Source organism: Arthrobacter sp. Ha26 (assembly GCF_059091705.1).
Window position 1 is genome coordinate 38,186 of the sequence record NZ_JBNHGX010000004.1, and the last position, 16,034, is coordinate 54,219.

Annotated in this window: 15 protein-coding genes; all 15 read left to right on the plus strand. The window is 66.0% G+C overall.

The window, feature by feature from the left end; translation table 11 throughout:
* Positions 1-16 precede the first annotated feature (16 nt).
* Positions 17-1,126 (plus strand): BMP family lipoprotein, encoded by a 1,110-nt coding sequence (locus AC5RVY_RS10975; protein WP_493954742.1) that lies wholly within the window; start codon positions 17-19, stop codon positions 1,124-1,126.
* Between the two features lie 180 nt (positions 1,127-1,306).
* Positions 1,307-2,902 (plus strand): ABC transporter ATP-binding protein, encoded by a 1,596-nt coding sequence (locus tag AC5RVY_RS10980; protein WP_493954743.1) that lies wholly within the window; start codon positions 1,307-1,309, stop codon positions 2,900-2,902.
* Positions 2,895-4,268 (plus strand): ABC transporter permease, encoded by a 1,374-nt coding sequence (locus AC5RVY_RS10985; protein ID WP_493954744.1) that lies wholly within the window; start codon positions 2,895-2,897, stop codon positions 4,266-4,268. The genes AC5RVY_RS10980 and AC5RVY_RS10985 overlap by 8 nt, the downstream gene beginning before the upstream one ends.
* A complete protein-coding gene (locus AC5RVY_RS10990) occupies positions 4,265-5,590 on the plus strand; it encodes an ABC transporter permease (RefSeq protein ID WP_493954745.1) in 1,326 nt (441 codons plus the stop codon). The genes AC5RVY_RS10985 and AC5RVY_RS10990 overlap by 4 nt, the downstream gene beginning before the upstream one ends.
* On the plus strand, positions 5,577-6,002 hold the full coding sequence (locus tag AC5RVY_RS10995) for a cytidine deaminase (RefSeq protein WP_493954746.1): 426 nt from the start codon (positions 5,577-5,579) through the stop codon (positions 6,000-6,002). The genes AC5RVY_RS10990 and AC5RVY_RS10995 overlap by 14 nt, the downstream gene beginning before the upstream one ends.
* Positions 5,999-7,327, plus strand: a complete 1,329-nt coding sequence (locus tag AC5RVY_RS11000) for a thymidine phosphorylase (protein ID WP_493954747.1) — start codon at positions 5,999-6,001, stop codon at positions 7,325-7,327. Before AC5RVY_RS10995 ends, AC5RVY_RS11000 begins: the two co-directional genes overlap by 4 nt.
* Positions 7,328-7,333: 6 nt before the next feature.
* Positions 7,334-7,963, plus strand: coding sequence for a DedA family protein (locus tag AC5RVY_RS11005; RefSeq protein WP_493954748.1), 630 nt, complete (start codon positions 7,334-7,336; stop codon positions 7,961-7,963).
* Between the two features lie 126 nt (positions 7,964-8,089).
* On the plus strand, positions 8,090-8,830 hold the full coding sequence (locus AC5RVY_RS11010) for a DedA family protein (protein ID WP_493954749.1): 741 nt from the start codon (positions 8,090-8,092) through the stop codon (positions 8,828-8,830).
* A 27-nt stretch (positions 8,831-8,857) separates the two neighbouring features.
* Complete coding sequence (locus tag AC5RVY_RS11015; protein ID WP_493954750.1) at positions 8,858-9,994, plus strand: adenosine deaminase; 1,137 nt, start codon at positions 8,858-8,860, stop codon at positions 9,992-9,994.
* Positions 9,995-10,100: 106 nt separating this feature from the next.
* Complete coding sequence (locus tag AC5RVY_RS11020; RefSeq protein WP_493955049.1) at positions 10,101-10,700, plus strand: MazG nucleotide pyrophosphohydrolase domain-containing protein; 600 nt, start codon at positions 10,101-10,103, stop codon at positions 10,698-10,700.
* A 133-nt stretch (positions 10,701-10,833) separates the two neighbouring features.
* Complete coding sequence (gene eno / locus AC5RVY_RS11025) at positions 10,834-12,114, plus strand: phosphopyruvate hydratase (protein WP_493954751.1); 1,281 nt, start codon at positions 10,834-10,836, stop codon at positions 12,112-12,114.
* A 122-nt stretch (positions 12,115-12,236) separates the two neighbouring features.
* Positions 12,237-12,962 (plus strand): FtsB family cell division protein, encoded by a 726-nt coding sequence (locus AC5RVY_RS11030; RefSeq protein WP_493954752.1) that lies wholly within the window; start codon positions 12,237-12,239, stop codon positions 12,960-12,962.
* A 28-nt stretch (positions 12,963-12,990) separates the two neighbouring features.
* On the plus strand, positions 12,991-13,662 hold the full coding sequence (locus tag AC5RVY_RS11035; protein ID WP_493954753.1) for a DUF501 domain-containing protein: 672 nt from the start codon (positions 12,991-12,993) through the stop codon (positions 13,660-13,662).
* On the plus strand, positions 13,659-14,606 hold the full coding sequence (locus AC5RVY_RS11040) for a Ppx/GppA phosphatase family protein (RefSeq protein ID WP_493954754.1): 948 nt from the start codon (positions 13,659-13,661) through the stop codon (positions 14,604-14,606). Before AC5RVY_RS11035 ends, AC5RVY_RS11040 begins: the two co-directional genes overlap by 4 nt.
* Positions 14,607-14,612: 6 nt before the next feature.
* Positions 14,613-15,998, plus strand: coding sequence for a S8 family serine peptidase (locus tag AC5RVY_RS11045; protein WP_493954755.1), 1,386 nt, complete (start codon positions 14,613-14,615; stop codon positions 15,996-15,998).
* The last annotated feature ends 36 nt before the right edge of the window (positions 15,999-16,034 follow it).

A 16,034-nucleotide genomic window follows, 5' to 3' on the forward strand; every position in this document is an offset into this window, starting at 1 on the left:
TCATCCTGGAGGAAAATTGAAGACATCACTGCGTGCCCAATTCAAGCGCGGTTCCATGGCCGGGCTGGCGACTGTCAGCGCTTCGGCCCTTCTGTTGACCGCCTGCGGCGCGGCCCCCGAAGCCGGAAGCACCTCCTCCGCCGGGGCCAGCGACTACACCGGCTGCATCGTCTCCGACTCCGGCGGGTTCGACGACCAGTCCTTCAACCAGTCCTCCTACGAGGGCCTGAAGAAGGCCGAGTCCGACCTCGGTATCAAGGTCAACCAGGTGGAATCCAAGACGAACAACGACTTCGAGCCGAACCTGCGCGCCATGGTCACCGCCGGCTGCGACCTCACTGTCACCGTGGGCTTCCTGCTTGGTGACGCCACCAAAGCGCAGGCAACGGCCAACCCGGACAGCCACTTCGCCATCATCGACTTCGGCTACGCCACCCCGATCGCCAACGTCAAGCCGATCATCTATGACACTGCCCAGGCAGCCTTCCTGGCCGGCTACCTCGCCGCCGGCACCACCAAGACCGGAACAGTGGCTACCTTCGGCGGTATCAAGATCCCCACCGTGACCATCTTTATGGACGGTTATGCCGACGGCGTCAAGTACTACAACGAGCAAAAGGGCAAGGACGTCAAGCTCCTTGGCTGGAACAAGGAAGCCCAGGACGGCAGCTTCACCGGCGACTTCGAGAAGCAGGATGTGGGCAAGCAGCTCACCCAGAACTTCCTGGACCAGGGCGCCGATATCGTGATGCCCGTGGCCGGCCCGGTGGGCAAGGGCGCAGGTGCAGCGCTGAAGGAAGCCAAGGCAGCAGGCAAGGACGTCAAGCTGATCTGGGTTGACTCCGACGGCTACCTCACCGCCCCGGACTACAAAGACATCATGCTCTCCTCTGTCATGAAGCAGATGGGCGATGCCGTGGAGACCGTGGTCAAGGAGGACAAGGACGGCAAGTTCAGCAATACCCCGTACGTCGGCACCCTGGCCAACGACGGCGTGCAGCTGGCCCCGTTCCATGACCTCGAGTCCCAGGTCCCCGCGGAACTGAAGTCTGACCTGGAGAAGATCAAGAAGGACATCGTGGACGGCAAGCTGAAGGTCGAGTCGGCAGCCAGCCCCAAGTCCTGACCCCTTGCAGGGAGCGCCACCTCCGGCTGGTCGATGACCGCCGGCGGTGGCGCTTTTTGCTGTTGCCTGCCGCTTTCCGGGCCACCGCCCGCTCATCCCAGGACTGCAACCACTAGGCTGGTGCTGCAGCCACATATCCCGTCCGGTCGATCACCGGACGCTTCGAGATTGGTCAGAGTTTTGAAACTTGAACTCAGAGGGATCACTAAACGCTTCGGAACCCTGCTCGCCAACGATCACATCGATGTGGTGGTTGAACCCGGACAAATCCACTGCCTGCTGGGTGAGAACGGGGCCGGAAAATCCACCCTGATGAATGTGCTGTACGGCCTGTATGAGCCCTCTGAGGGTGAAATCCTCATCGATGGCAAGGCCGTTTCCTTCCGTGGCCCGGGCGACGCCATGACAGCCGGGATCGGCATGGTGCACCAGCACTTTATGCTGGTTCCCGTCTTCACCGTTGCCGAGAATGTGGCCCTCGGGGCCGAACCCACCAAGGCCGCAGGCTTCCTCAACCTCGATGAGACACGCCGCCGGATCAAGGAGATCTCGGACCAGTACGGCTTCGACGTCGATCCTGACGCCCTGGTGGAGGACCTGCCCGTGGGGGTCCAGCAACGCGTGGAAATCATCAAGGCGCTGGTCCGGAACGCCAAGGTCCTGATCCTCGATGAACCCACCGCGGTGCTGACACCACAGGAAACGGACGAACTGCTGGACATCATGCGCCAGCTCAAGTCCGGCGGAACCTCCATCGTCTTTATCTCCCACAAGCTGCGTGAAGTGAAGGAAGTTTCGGACACCATCACGGTGATCAGGCGGGGAAAGGTGGTGGGCACGGCCGATCCCGCCGCCCCCACAACAGAGCTCGCCTCCATGATGGTGGGCCGCGCCGTCAGCCTGAACCTGGACAAGGCGCCCGCACAGCCGAAGGAGAAGACCTTCGAGGTCCGCGACCTTACCGTCATTGCCCCCAACGGCCACCACGTGGTGGACGGCCTCAGCTTCGACATTGCCCGCGGCGAAATCCTGGCAGTGGCCGGAGTGCAGGGCAACGGCCAGACGGAACTGACCGAAGCCATCCTGGGGCTCCAGGAGCGGGCATCCGGGTCTGTCACACTGGACGGCAAGGAGCTGCTGGGCCGGTCCGTCAAGGAAGTCCTCCAGGCCGGCGTCGGATTCGTTCCCGAGGACCGGAAAGTGGACGGTCTGGTAGGAACCTTCTCGGTGGCCGAAAACCTTATCCTGGACCTCTACGACAAGCCGCCCTTTGCCAGAGGCATCAGCATGAACCCGGCGAAGGTCCTGGAGAACGCCAAGGCGCGGATCGGGGAGTTCGACGTGCGGACCCCGTCCGCCGTCGCCGCCGCCGGCACGCTTTCCGGCGGCAACCAGCAGAAAGTGGTGATGGCGCGCGAGCTCTCCCGCCCGCTGCGGCTGTTCATCGCCTCCCAGCCCACCCGCGGCGTGGACGTGGGATCCATCGAGTTCCTGCACCGCCGGATCGTGGCCGAACGGGACCAGGGCACCCCGGTCATGATCATCTCCACGGAGCTTGACGAGGTCATGGAACTGGCCGACCGCATAGCAGTGCTGTACAAGGGCAAGCTCGTGGGCATAGTTCCGGCCGGCACCGGGCGCGACGTCCTGGGCCTCATGATGGCGGGAATCCCGCCGGAGGAACATGTCCCCACGCCCGCGCAGGGCAGGGGACAGGCCTCCGCCGCTTCCGCCACGGCCTCCACTTCCGACGCCGAAGGAGGCGACCATGTCTGAGAAACATCCCCCCAAGCACGCGGCAGGCGAACCCGGCTCCGAAACCCGGGAAGCACCCCCCGCGGAAGACCTGACGGCCGCCGTCGTCTCCGTTGACACCGCCGGCGGCGCCATGGAGCCCTCAGCCGTTCCCGCCACCGCCCAGAGCGGGCAACTCCCGGGCGGGCCAGAGACGATGCTCCGCAGGATCTTCACCGGCAGCGGCATGGTCTCGGTCCTCGCCGTACTGCTTGCGCTCATCATCGGCGGGCTCCTGATTGCCAGCACGGACAAGCAGGTGGCCACCACCTCCACCTACCTCTTCGCCCGTCCCACAGACTTCCTCACCGCGGTCTGGAACGCCGCCACCCGCTCCTACGTGGCACTGTTCCAGGGCTCGGTCTTCAACCCCCGCGGGAACAGCCTGGCCGCCCAGGTGGCGCCCTTCATGGAAACGCTCACCATCGCCACGCCGCTCATCACGGCAGGCCTCGGCGTCGCGCTGGCTTTCCGCGCCGGACTCTTCAACATCGGCGCCCAGGGCCAGATCATCGTGGCCGGCATCCTGGCCGCCTGGGTGGGCTTCGCGCTCCACCTGCCCCTGGGGCTGCACCTGCTGCTGGTCCTGGTGGCCGGCATCATCGGGGGCGCCTTCTGGGGCGGACTCGTCGGCGTCCTCAAGGCGCGGACAGGCGCCCACGAGGTCATCCTCACCATCATGTTCAACTACATCGCGCTGTACTTCCTGCGGTTCCTGCTGAATACGCCGGCCTTCCAGCGGCCGGGGGAGACCAACCCCATCTCGCCCATCCTGGATCCCAGCGCCGTGTATCCGCAGATCTTCGGCAGCCAGTACCGCCTGCACCTTGGTTTCCTCCTGGCCATCGCCGCCACCGTCCTGGTGTGGTGGCTGCTGAACCGCTCCACCGTGGGCTTCGAGTTCCGGGCCGTCGGCGCCAACCCCAAGGCTGCCCAAACCGCGGGCATCAACGTCTCCCGCTCCACCATCCTGGTGATGGCCATCGCCGGCGGGCTGGCCGGCATGTCCGGCGTAGCGCAGGTGGCGGGAACCGAGAAAGTCCTGACCGACGGTGTGGCGGCCACTTACGGCTTCGACGCCATCACCGTTGCCCTCCTGGGACGTTCGACGCCGTGGGGCACCTTCGCAGCGGGCCTCCTGTTCGGCGCCTTCCGCGCCGGAGCGGTCCAGATGCAGATCCAGACCGGCACCCCCATCGATATCGTCCTGGTAGTCCAGTCCCTGATCGTGCTCTTCATCGCGGCGCCGCCACTGGTCAGGGCCCTCTTCGGCCTGAACCCGCGGCGCAAGAAGCAGGCCCGCACCGCCAAATCCCGCACCGCAGCAACCACCGGAGGTGCAGCATGAGCACAACAGTTTCGTCGCCCCGGCCGGGAAAACCGCAGCCGGACAACGCACCCGCAGACGCCCGTCAAGCCGCCGTTACCACCAGGCCAGTCACCTGGAGGACTCCGGTCCTGCTGACCGCCTTCGGACTGATCGCCCTGGTCTTTTTCGGACTGCTGGCGCCCCACCAGACGGCCAGCTTCGGGATCTCCACAGGGGAGGACTTTTTCCAGCTGCCGGCCCTTCAGGTGAACGCCTTTGCCGGCGGCCTGTTTCTCTCCATCCTCCTGCTGGGACTCGCGGCCTATGCCGGCTACCTCAAAACCAAGGGAAGGCCGGCTCCCGGCTGGCTGACGGTGACGTTCATCGTCCTGTTCGTGGCCGCGTTCCTCATCTGGGTGGTGGGCGGCGCCCGGACCCCGAACATTTCACTGGCCGGGCTCATCGCCGGTTCCGTTACGCTGGCCGTCCCGCTGGTGTTCGGCTCACTGTCCGGCGTCCTCTGTGAGCGGGTGGGCGTGGTTAACATCGCCATTGAGGGCCAGCTCCTGGGCGGCGCCTTCACCGCCGCCATCGTGGCCAGCATGACGCATAACCCGTTCATCGGCCTGGTGGCCGCTGCGGTGGCGGGAGCCGTGGTGTCCATGGTGCTGGCCCTGTTCAGCATCAAGTACCTCGTCAACCAGATCATCGTGGGTGTGGTGCTGAACGTCCTGGTCTCAGGCGTCACAGGCTTCCTCTTCAGCACCGTAATGCAGGCCAACAAGGCACAGTTCAATTCACCTCCCGGCCTGGACGTCATCGAGATTCCGGTGCTGTCCAGCATCCCGATCATCGGGCCCATCCTGTTCCGCCAGTCGCTGGTGGGATACCTGATGTACATCGCGGTCCTGGTGGTCTGGGTAGGCCTCTTCAAAACCCGCTGGGGCCTTCGGGTGCGGGCCGTGGGCGAACACCCGCAGGCTGCCGATACCCTCGGCATCAACGTCAACGCCACCCGGTTCTGGAACGTCACCCTGGGTGGGGCAGTGGCCGGGATCGGCGGGTCCTTCTTCACCCTTGTGGCGATCGACAGCTTCACCAAGGAGATCTCCGGCGGACGCGGCTTTATTGCCCTGGCCGCCCTGATCTTCGGCCGGTGGAACCCCATTGGCGCGTTCTTCGCCGCGCTGCTGTTCGGCTTCGCAGACAACCTGCAGAGCATCGTAACCATCATCGGAACACCGGTGCCCAGCCAGTTCATGGCCATGCTGCCCTACCTGGTCACAGTCCTTGCGGTGGCCGGGCTGGTGGGCAAATCCCGGGGCCCGGCAGCCAGCGGCATCCCCTATGTCAAGGGTTGACGCGGTGCGCGGCCCGAAGGACCCCGACTGGCCAGCGCTCGAGGCAGCCGCCGTCGCAGCCATGCAGAACGCCTACGTGCCCTACTCGAAGTTCCCGGTTGGGGCGGCGGCCCTCACCGAGGACGGCCGGATCGTCAGCGGCTGCAACGTGGAAAACGCCAGTTACGGGCTGACGCTCTGCGCCGAATGTGCACTGGTGGGCAACCTGCACATGACCGGCGGCGGGCTGCTCCGGGCGTTCTACTGCGTGGACGGCAACGGCAATGTCCTGATGCCATGTGGGCGTTGCCGGCAACTGCTGTACGAATTCCGGGCGCCCGGAATGGAACTCATGACCACCAAAGGGATCAAAACCATGGACCAGGTGCTGCCCGATGCCTTCGGTCCCCAACACCTGGAGGAAACCCGGTGACAGACACCCGCGCAGGGAACAAGGCCGAAGCATTCGACGCCGTGGACATCATCCGCGTCAAGCGGGACAAAGGCACCCTCACCCCGGAACAGATCGACTGGACCATCGATGCCTATACCAGGGGCGTCATCGCGGACGAGCAGATGGCCGCCCTGAACATGGCCATCCTGCTCAACGGCATGGACCGTACCGAGATTGCCCGGTGGACGGCCGCGATGATCGCTTCCGGCGAGCGGATGGACTTTTCCAGCCTCCGCCGTCCCGACGGCGGCCTGAAGTACACCACGGACAAGCACTCCACGGGCGGCGTGGGGGACAAGATCACCCTGCCGCTCGCGCCGCTGGTGGCCGTCTTCGGAGTTGCTGTTCCGCAGCTCTCCGGCCGGGGGCTGGGGCACACCGGCGGCACCCTGGACAAGCTGGAGGCCATCCCCGGCTGGCGCGCCTCCCTCACGAACGAGGAGATGCTCGCCCAACTCCAGGATGTGGGGGCCGTCATCTGCGCCGCAGGAGCCGGGCTGGCTCCCGCGGACAAAAAGCTGTACGCGCTCCGTGACGTCACCGGCACTGTAGAGGCGATTCCGCTGATCGCCTCCTCCATCATGAGCAAAAAGATCGCTGAAGGGACCGGCTCCCTGGTCCTGGACGTCAAGGTGGGCAGCGGTGCATTCATGAAGGATGAGGCCAAGGCCCGCGAACTCGCCGAGACCATGGTGGCCCTGGGGAAGGACGCCGGCGTCAACACCGTGGCCCTCCTGACCAACATGGACACCCCGCTCGGGCTCACTGCCGGCAACGCCATCGAGGTGGAGGAGTCCGTGGAGGTTCTGGCCGGCGGCGGACCGGACGACGTCGTTGAGTTGACCGTACGGCTCGCCCAGGAAATGCTGGCCGCCGCAGGAGTGCACGACGCGGACCCTGCCGCCGCACTCAAGGACGGCCGCGCCATGGATGTCTGGAACCGCATGATCGAGGCCCAGGGCGGCGACCCGCGGGCCAAACTGCCGGTGGCCCGCGAATCCGAAGTGGTCTACGCGCCGGCAGACGGAGTGCTGGTGGAACTGGACGCCCTGGCCGTAGGCGTGGCCGCCTGGCGGCTCGGCGCCGGACGCGCGCGTAAGGAGGACGTGGTCCAGGCGGGCGCCGGCGTAAGGATGCACGCCAAGCCCGGCGCCATGGTGCGGGCGGGCGAACCCCTGATGACCCTGCTGACCGACACCCCGGAGCGGTTTGCCCGGGCAAAGGAAGCGTTGGAGCATGCGGTGGTTGTTGCTCCGGAGGGATCGCGGCCGGGTCAGCGCCTGATTATCGACCGCATCGCGTAGGGTCCCATGCAGGCCATCAATGACTTCATCCTCGCCGCAGCCGGTCAGCCCTGGGTGCTGTTCCTGGTCCTTGCCTGCTGCATCATTGACGGCTTCTTTCCACCCATCCCCAGCGAGTCGGTGGTGGTGGGCCTCTCGGCCGTGGCCGCCACCGCCGATGTTCCCAACCCCTGGCTCCTGATGCTCGTGGCCGCGTTCGGGGCCTTCTCCGGGGACAACATCGCGTACCTCATCGGGCGGCGGGTGGGCACCCAACGCTGGGGCTGGATGCGGGGGCCCCGGATGCAGAGCGCCTTCCGTTGGGCAGGACGGGAACTCCGCAAGCGCCCGGCCTCGCTCATCCTGGTGGCGCGGTTTGTTCCCATCGGCCGGGTGGCCGTGAACCTCACCGCCGGCGTGACGCATTACCCGCACCTGCGCTTCGTGGGCTTGACCGTCCTTTCGGCCACGCTGTGGGCAGGCTACTCCGTGGGAATCGGGCTGTTTTTTGGCCAATGGTTTGAGGACAACCATTTGCTCGGTGCCGCCATCGCCATCGTGTGCGCCGTAGCACTTGGGGTGGTGGTGGACCTCGTCATCAACCGGGTCCGGCGCAAGCCTCCCATGGTGGAGCGGATGAAGGAACCAGAACCGTAGTTGAACCGTTGTTCGGGCAGGTTGGGGCGTAGCTAATTGCGCCGTGGCCGTGGGACACTTAGGAACGATTTCCGCTTTGGCTGTGCCGCCTAGGCCCGTGCCATTTTGCATAGGAGCAAGACCCGCGTGGAGTTTATTAATGAGGCCGTGCTCCATGCAGCGGGCCAGTGGTGGATCTACCCCGTCCTGCTGTTGTTTTTCTTTGTGGACGGCTTCGCCATGGTGGTCCCCAGCGAGACCCTCATCGTTGCCCTCGCGGCGTTCTCGCGGCACAGCGGCGAACCCAATCTCTGGATCCTCGGGCTCACAGCGCTGGTGGGCGCCATCGCCGGCGACAATATGGCGTTTATGCTCGGACGCCGGATCGGCCTGCACCGGTGGAAGTGGATGCGCCGGCCCAAGGTCCAGAAGGCTTTTGGCTGGGCCCGCTACGAACTGGACAAGCGCGGCGCCGTGTTGATCTTCACCGCCCGCTACATCCCCTGGGGCCGGGTGGCCGTCAACTACGTGGCCGGCAGCACCGGTTTCTCCCACCGCCGCTTTTTTGTGCTGGACGCCGTTGCCTGCCTCACCTGGGTGGGGTATTCCATCGGCATCGGAGTACTGGCCAGTTCCTTCCCGTGGCTGCACCACAACCCCTTGCTCAGTGCGGGCATCGCGGTGGTGTTCGCCATCGTGCTCGGGGTCCTCATCGACCACCTGCTCAGGTTGTGGCACAAGCATCTTGCCCGCAACGATGCCCAAAAAGTGGACGAGTGGCTTGACGGGGGCCCGTCCGGTGCAACGAAGCCGGATTCGGGCAGCATGGACATGCGCGCTCCGGCGGCAGGGGACGGCGAGCAAGTGGCCACGAAGCGGCTGGCATAGATCCCCTGCCCACCCTAAGGTTGGAACGTGACTGAGCCTATTGTTGACGCTGCCCCTGCCATCGATTTTGACCTGAAGAGCCTGCCCAAGGTATCCCTTCACGACCACCTGGACGGAGGACTCCGTCCGGCAACCATCATCGAGCTGGCCGAGGCCGTCGGCCACACGCTTCCGTCAACCGACCCCGTGGCGCTGGGCCAGTGGTTCCGTGAGTCCGCCGATTCGGGTTCGCTGGTCCGCTACCTTGAAACGTTCGACCACACCGTCGCCGTCATGCAGACCGCCGAGGGCCTGTTCCGCGTCGCCAAGGAATTTGTTGAGGACCTCGCCGATGACGGCGTGGTGTACGGCGAAGTGCGGTGGGCACCCGAGCAGCACCTCCAGAAGGGCCTCACACTTGATGACGCCGTGGAAGCTGTACAGGACGGCCTGGAAGCCGGCGTTGAATCCGTGGGCGAGAGCGGACGCGAAATCCAGGTGGGCCAGCTCATCACCGCCATGCGCCACGCCGACCGCGGCCAGGAGATCGCGGAACTCGCCGTGCGCCACCGGAACAAGGGCGCAGTGGGCTTTGACATCGCCGGAGCCGAAGATGGCTTCCTGCCCTCCCGCTTCCGGGACGCCTTCACCTACCTGGCGCAGCACAACTTCCCGGCCACCGTACATGCCGGCGAGGCCGCCGGGCTGGACAGCATCCAGTCCGCCCTGGTGGACGGCCGCGCCCTGCGACTCGGACACGGTGTCCGGATCGCCGAAGACATCATGGTGGAGTTCGACGACGATGAGGACAGCGAGGACACCATCGGTCTGGTAACCCTGGGTGATCTCTCCAGCTGGGTCCGGGACCGCGGCATCGCCCTGGAAGTCTGCCCGTCCTCGAACCTCCAGACTGGTGCGATTGCCGGGTTCGGTGAGGGGATCGAAAGCCACCCGCTGGACATGCTGTACCAGCTGGGCTTCAACGTCACCATCAACACCGACAACAGGCTGATGAGCGGCGTTACCCTGACCGATGAGCTTGAACTGCTCGTGGAAACCTTCGACTACGACCTCGATGACCTCCTGGAGCTGACGTTGAACGCCGCCGAGGCATCCTTCCTCCCCTTGGAGGAGAAGGAAGCGCTCGTCGAGTACATCAACGACGCCTACGCGAACCTTGGCTAACAAGCAGGACGCCGCCGGCTCCCCGGCAGGGGAGCTGGCGGGTGGGGCCACAGCATCAGGGGAGTTGCTGGAAACGATCGCCGCGCTGCGTGAGCACTGCCCTTGGATGGGTGCGCTCACGCATGAGTCCCTGGTGGAGTACCTCCTCGAGGAGGCCTACGAAGTGGCCGAGACCATCGAGGCAGGAACGGCGGGGGAGGAGCACTTCGACGCCGAACTGCTGGGGGAGTTGGGCGACGTCCTGCTCCAGGTCGTGCTCCATGCCCGCCTCGCTGAGGAGCGCGGCGCGTTTAAGTTCGACGACGTCGCGCGCGGCCTGAGTGCCAAAATGGTGCGGCGCAACCCCCACGTGTTCCGCCCGGACGGCTCGCTGCAGGACAGCTTTCCGGCCACTGTTGATGAAATCGTGCAGAAGTGGGACGCGGTGAAGCGGGCCGAGCGGCCGGAGCGGCAGGACCCGTTCGTTGGGATCCCGCTGGCCCTGCCGGCGCTGGCGCGGGCGCAGAAGTCCATCGACCGCGCGGCGAGGGCCGGCGTCGAGCTGCCTGCCCGGGCTCCCATTCCGGAAACGGAAGAAGAACTCGGCGCGTTGCTGCTCGCCGTCGTACGTTCCGCCCACACCCGCGGCTTCGACGCCGAACGTGCCCTCCGCGGGGCGGTCCGGAACTATCAGCAGCACGCAGCGCAGCATCCCCAACAGAGGTAACCGCACCATCATGACGTCCGGGGGCTGGATCGGTTTCCGTAACCCGGACCACTCTCGACTACGCTGGTCCGTGACGAGTACGTCGAGTTTTCAGCTGTATTTCCCCCGTTAATCGCCCATAAGGAGCAAATTCATGGCGCTTATCGATGCCATCCACGCCCGCGAGATCCTCGATTCCCGCGGCAACCCGACCGTAGAAGTTGAAGTTCTGCTCTCTGACGGCCAGATCGGCCGCGCGGCAGTTCCTTCCGGTGCTTCCACCGGTGAGCACGAAGCCGTTGAGCTGCGCGACGGCGACAAGGGCCGTTACCTCGGCAAGGGCGTCCAGAAGGCCGTTGACGCGATCATCGACCAGATCGCTCCTGCGCTGACCGGCTTCGACGCCACGGACCAGCGCAGCATCGACCAGGCCATGCTGGACCTGGACGGCACCCCGAACAAGGGCAAGCTGGGCGCCAACGCCATCCTCGGCGTTTCCCTGGCCGTTGCCAACGCCGCCGCCGCCTCCGCCGACCTGCCGCTGTACAAGTACCTGGGCGGCCCGAACGCCCACGTCCTGCCGGTCCCGCTGATGAACATCCTCAATGGCGGTTCACACGCCGATTCAGACGTTGACATCCAGGAATTCATGATCGCCCCGATCGGTGCCGAGACCTTCTCCGAAGGCCTGCGCTGGGGCGTTGAGGTGTACCACAACCTCAAGTCCGTGCTCAAGGAAAAGGGCCTGTCCACCGGCCTCGGTGACGAGGGCGGCTTCGCCCCGAACCTGCCGTCAAACCGTGCAGCCCTGGACCTCATCCAGGAAGCCATTAAGAACGCCGGCTACGTCCCGGGCAAGGACATCGCACTGGCCCTGGACGTTGCCTCCTCCGAGTTCTTCAAGGACGGCGCCTACCAGTTCGAAGGCAAGTCACTGTCCGCCAGCGAAATGAGCGCCTACTACGCCGAGCTCGTGGCCGACTACCCGTTGGTGTCCATCGAGGACCCGCTGGACGAAAACGACTGGGAAGGCTGGAAGACCCTCACCGATTCCATCGGCGACAAGGTCCAGCTGGTGGGTGACGACCTCTTCGTCACCAACCCCTCCATCCTGCAGCGCGGCATCGAGACCGGGACCGCCAACTCCCTGCTGGTCAAGGTGAACCAGATCGGCTCCCTCACCGAGACCCTGGACGCAGTCAGCCTCGCCCAGCGCGCCGGCTACACCACCATCACCTCGCACCGCTCCGGCGAAACCGAGGACACCACCATCGCAGACATCTCGGTGGCCACCAACGCCGGCCAGATCAAGACCGGCGCCCCGGCCCGCTCCGAGCGCGTTGCCAAGTACAACCAGCTGCTGCGCATCGAAGAGGAACTCGACGACGCCGCACGCTACGCCGGCCGCAGCGCGTTCCCGCGTTTCAAGGGCTAGTAGCCGCGTAAACCAATAAACGGTGGCTATGGTTGAAAGACCATAGCCACCGTTGTTGTTTCGGCATTGTTCCAGCCCAAAAAAGTGGCGGCCCCAGGCAGGCTGCGCGTTTCAGGAGTGTCATGGCTACCCGCCGTCCCAAAGTCCCCAAGGTCGCCTCGCCCCGTACGGGCACAACCCAGGCAGCCCATGAGACCGACGACGGCGCGGACGTTATCCGGGCTGATTTTCGTTCGGGCAAGGCAAAACCGGGCGCAGGCACTGCCAACCATCAGACCGCGGCGCCGAAAGCGGGCACCGCGAGGGATGGACACCACGCCGCGGGAGCGGGCAAGGCCCCTGGGCAACAGCGGGCCAAGGGCCCACACCAGGCAAAAGGGCCGGACGACGGCGGGAAAGGCAGCGGCGCCCAGGGCACCTCCGCGACGGCCCGCCCAGGCAGGGACGATGAGCAGCAGCCGGTACCGGCCAAGGCCTTCTCGGGACGCATGCTTGCACTGGCCGTGGTGATGATTGCCATCACCATCATGCTGGCGCCAACGGTCAAGATCTTCTTCGACAAGCGGGCCGAAATAGCGGCCCTGAACGCCGATATCGCTGCCCGTGAGGCAGAAGGCAACAGCCTGCGCCAGCAAGTGTCCCGCTGGCAGGACCCCAACTACGTGAAACAGCAGGCCCGGGACCGCATTAACATGGTTATGCCGGGTGAAACCGGCTACTGGGTCTTCGGCAGCGATCTGCCGGCTGGAGAAACCAGCAGCCAGGCCGGTGCAGCAGCACAAGACCCCGCCGATCTGCCGTGGGTGGATTCCCTGTGGGATTCCATCACGCGCGCGGCCACAGACTGAACCGCAACAGGAAGGACGGCCAGCGACAGTGGAAACCTACACGGCAGCCGCCCGGGACGAATCCCGCCAACCATCACCGCACGACCTTGAAGTACTGAGCCGCCAACTGGGACGGCCGGTGCGTGACGTGGTGGAAATTCCTGCACGCTGCGTCTGCGGCAACCCCCTGGTAGCGGCCACGGCGCCGCGCCTGGGCAACGGAACACCGTTCCCCACCACCTTCTACCTGACGCACCCTGTCATCACCTCGGCCGTCTCCCGGCTCGAAGCTGCTGGAGTGATGAACGAAATGAATGAGCAGCTCGCCGGGAATGAGGAACTCGCCGCCGCCTACCGCTCGGCGCACGAGGCCTACCTTGTGGCCCGCGCCGCCATCGGTGAACGCTCCGGCATCGGAGCCGTCCCCGAAATCGACGGGATTTCTGCGGGCGGCATGCCCACCCGCGTCAAATGCCTGCACGTCCTGGTGGGCCATTCGCTGGCCGCCGGCCCCGGCGTCAACCCGCTGGGGGACCAGGCCATCGCGGCCATCAGTGAGTGGTGGACCGCGGACAGGTGCTACTGCGAGGGCGCGTGGGACACGGCCGGGCAGGCCCCGTCAAAGGACCTGAGCCGGCACGGGCCGCAGGGGCTGCCGGACATCGTAGGCCGGCCGGCCCCCATCCGCAGGACCTCCGGCACGCCAGGGGGAGCGAAGTGACGCGCGTCGCCGCCATCGACTGCGGCACCAACTCCATCCGCCTCCTCATCGCTGACATCCAGCGCAGCAACGGGACCACCACCCTCACGGACGTGGTCCGGGAAATGCGGGTGGTCCGGCTGGGCCAGGGAGTGGACGCCACCGGTGAACTCGCCCCGGAGGCCCTGGAACGCACCTTCGCAGCCACCGCCGATTACGCCCGGCTCATCGAGGAACACGAAGCGGTCAAGACACGCTTCGTGGCCACCTCGGCCAGCCGCGACGCCCGGAACCGGGACGTCTTCGTGGACGGTATCCGGACCCTGCTCGGTGTGGAGCCTGAGGTTATTTCCGGCGACGAGGAAGCCGCCCTGTCCTTCGCCGGGGCCAGCAGCGTCCTGCCCATCCTGGACGGCCAGGAAGTGCTGGTGGTGGACCTCGGCGGCGGAAGCACGGAGTTCGTCCTCGGCACCGCGGCCGGGGTGACGGCGGCCAAGTCCGTGGACATCGGGTGCGTCCGGCTCACCGAACGCCACCTCCGCCAGGACCCGCCCACCCCGGACCAGGTCGCGGCCGCCCAAGCGGACGTCGACCAGGCGATCGCCCGCGCACACCAGGACGTTCCGCTGGAACGCGCCACCGCCGTCGTCGGCGTTGCCGGTTCCATCACCACCATCACCGCGCACGCCCTCCGCCTGCCGGAGTATTCGCCGGATGCCATCCACGGCACGGAGCTGCCGCTCGACACTGTCCGTGCCGCCGCCGCGGACCTCCTGGCCATGGACCGTTCCGGCCGCGCCGCTCTGCCCTACATGCACCCGGGCCGGGTAGACGTGATCGGCGCCGGTGGACTGGTCTGGGGCAGGATCCTCGAACGGCTGGCCGAACTCACAGGCGGACGCATCACCGCCGCCACCGCCAGCGAACACGACATTCTCGACGGCATCGCCCTGAGCATCGGCTGAGCGCCCATGCAGAAACAGACAACCCGGAAAACACCACCCCCCGGGCGGGCCGGCGCAGCCCTGCTGGCACTGCTCCTGGCCGCCTGCTCCCTCGCAACAGGCCTCTTCGGCGCGCCCGCGGCCCACGCGGACGAGTGGCGGGACAAACAGTACTGGCTGGCTGAGTCCGGCATTACGAAGGCCTGGGAGGTCTCCAAGGGGGCCGGCGTTAAAGTTGCCGTAATCGACAGCGGCGTTGATGCCAAGCACCCGGACCTCAAGGGTGTCGTGGCAGGCGGCTACGACGCCTCGGGCTCCGGGCAACGGGACGGCCAGAAAGTAGTGGGCTCCAAGACCGAACACGGAACCCTGGTGGCCACCATGCTCGCCGGGCGCGGCCACCAGCCTTCCGGTGCCACAGCCAGTCCGTCGCCCGGGCCCGGAGCCCTTCCTCCTGACGGGATCGTGGGTGTGGCACCGGAAGCACAGATCCTCTCCGTCTCCACCTGGCTGGGTTCGACCAACCCCTCCGGCAAAAGCGACCAGGACCAGATTCCCGAGGCCGTCCGCTGGGCAGTGGACAACGGTGCCAAGGTCATCAACATCTCGCTCGGCAGCACCACTCCCCAGTGGCCGCAAAGCTGGGACGCTGCCTTCCTCTATGCCGAACAAAAAGACGTGGTGATTGTGGCCGCCGCCGGCAACCGGGTGGGCGGCAACATCCAGGTGGGCGCCCCCGCCACCATTCCGGGTGTCCTCACCGTCGCCGGCGTGGACCGCAAGGGAACCGCCAGTGTTGATGCATCCTCGCAGGGAATCACCATTGGTGTCGCGGCACCCGCCGAGAACCTGCTGGGCGGTATTCCCGGCGGCAGCTACGCGGAATGGGCGGGAACCTCCGGCTCCACCCCCATCGTTGCCGGCGTCGCCGCACTGATCCGGTCCAAGTGGCCGGACATGAGCGCAAAGCAGGTCATCAACAGGATCGTCGCCACGGCCAAGGACGCCGGTGCGCCCGGCAAGGACCCCTTGTACGGTTTTGGGGTATTGAACGCGGAGGCTGCCCTCAAGGCGGACATTCCCGAAGTTTCCGCCAACCCACTGGGCTCTATCGCGGAATGGATCCGGGTCCACCGCCGCGGAAACCTGGCGACGCCTGCGCCGCTTCCCACTGCAGAAGCTCCCAGCCAGGAGCCCACCCTGCCCGAGGCCACCGTACCCGCCGCCAAGGCTCCGTCCCAGCGGGACAGTGCCCTTGGCGCCGCCGTCGTGATCGGTTTTGGCCTGCTGTTTGCCGCCATCATCGCCGCAGCGGCCATCCAGCTGAGGCGGGCAGCCCGGAACCCGGCCGAACTGCCCGAGGAGCCGGATACCGGCGTGGTGGACAGGGTGGATTCAGGGCGTAAAACCTAGGATTGGCAGCCCTCACGCCAGTTAGTGAAGATTTTC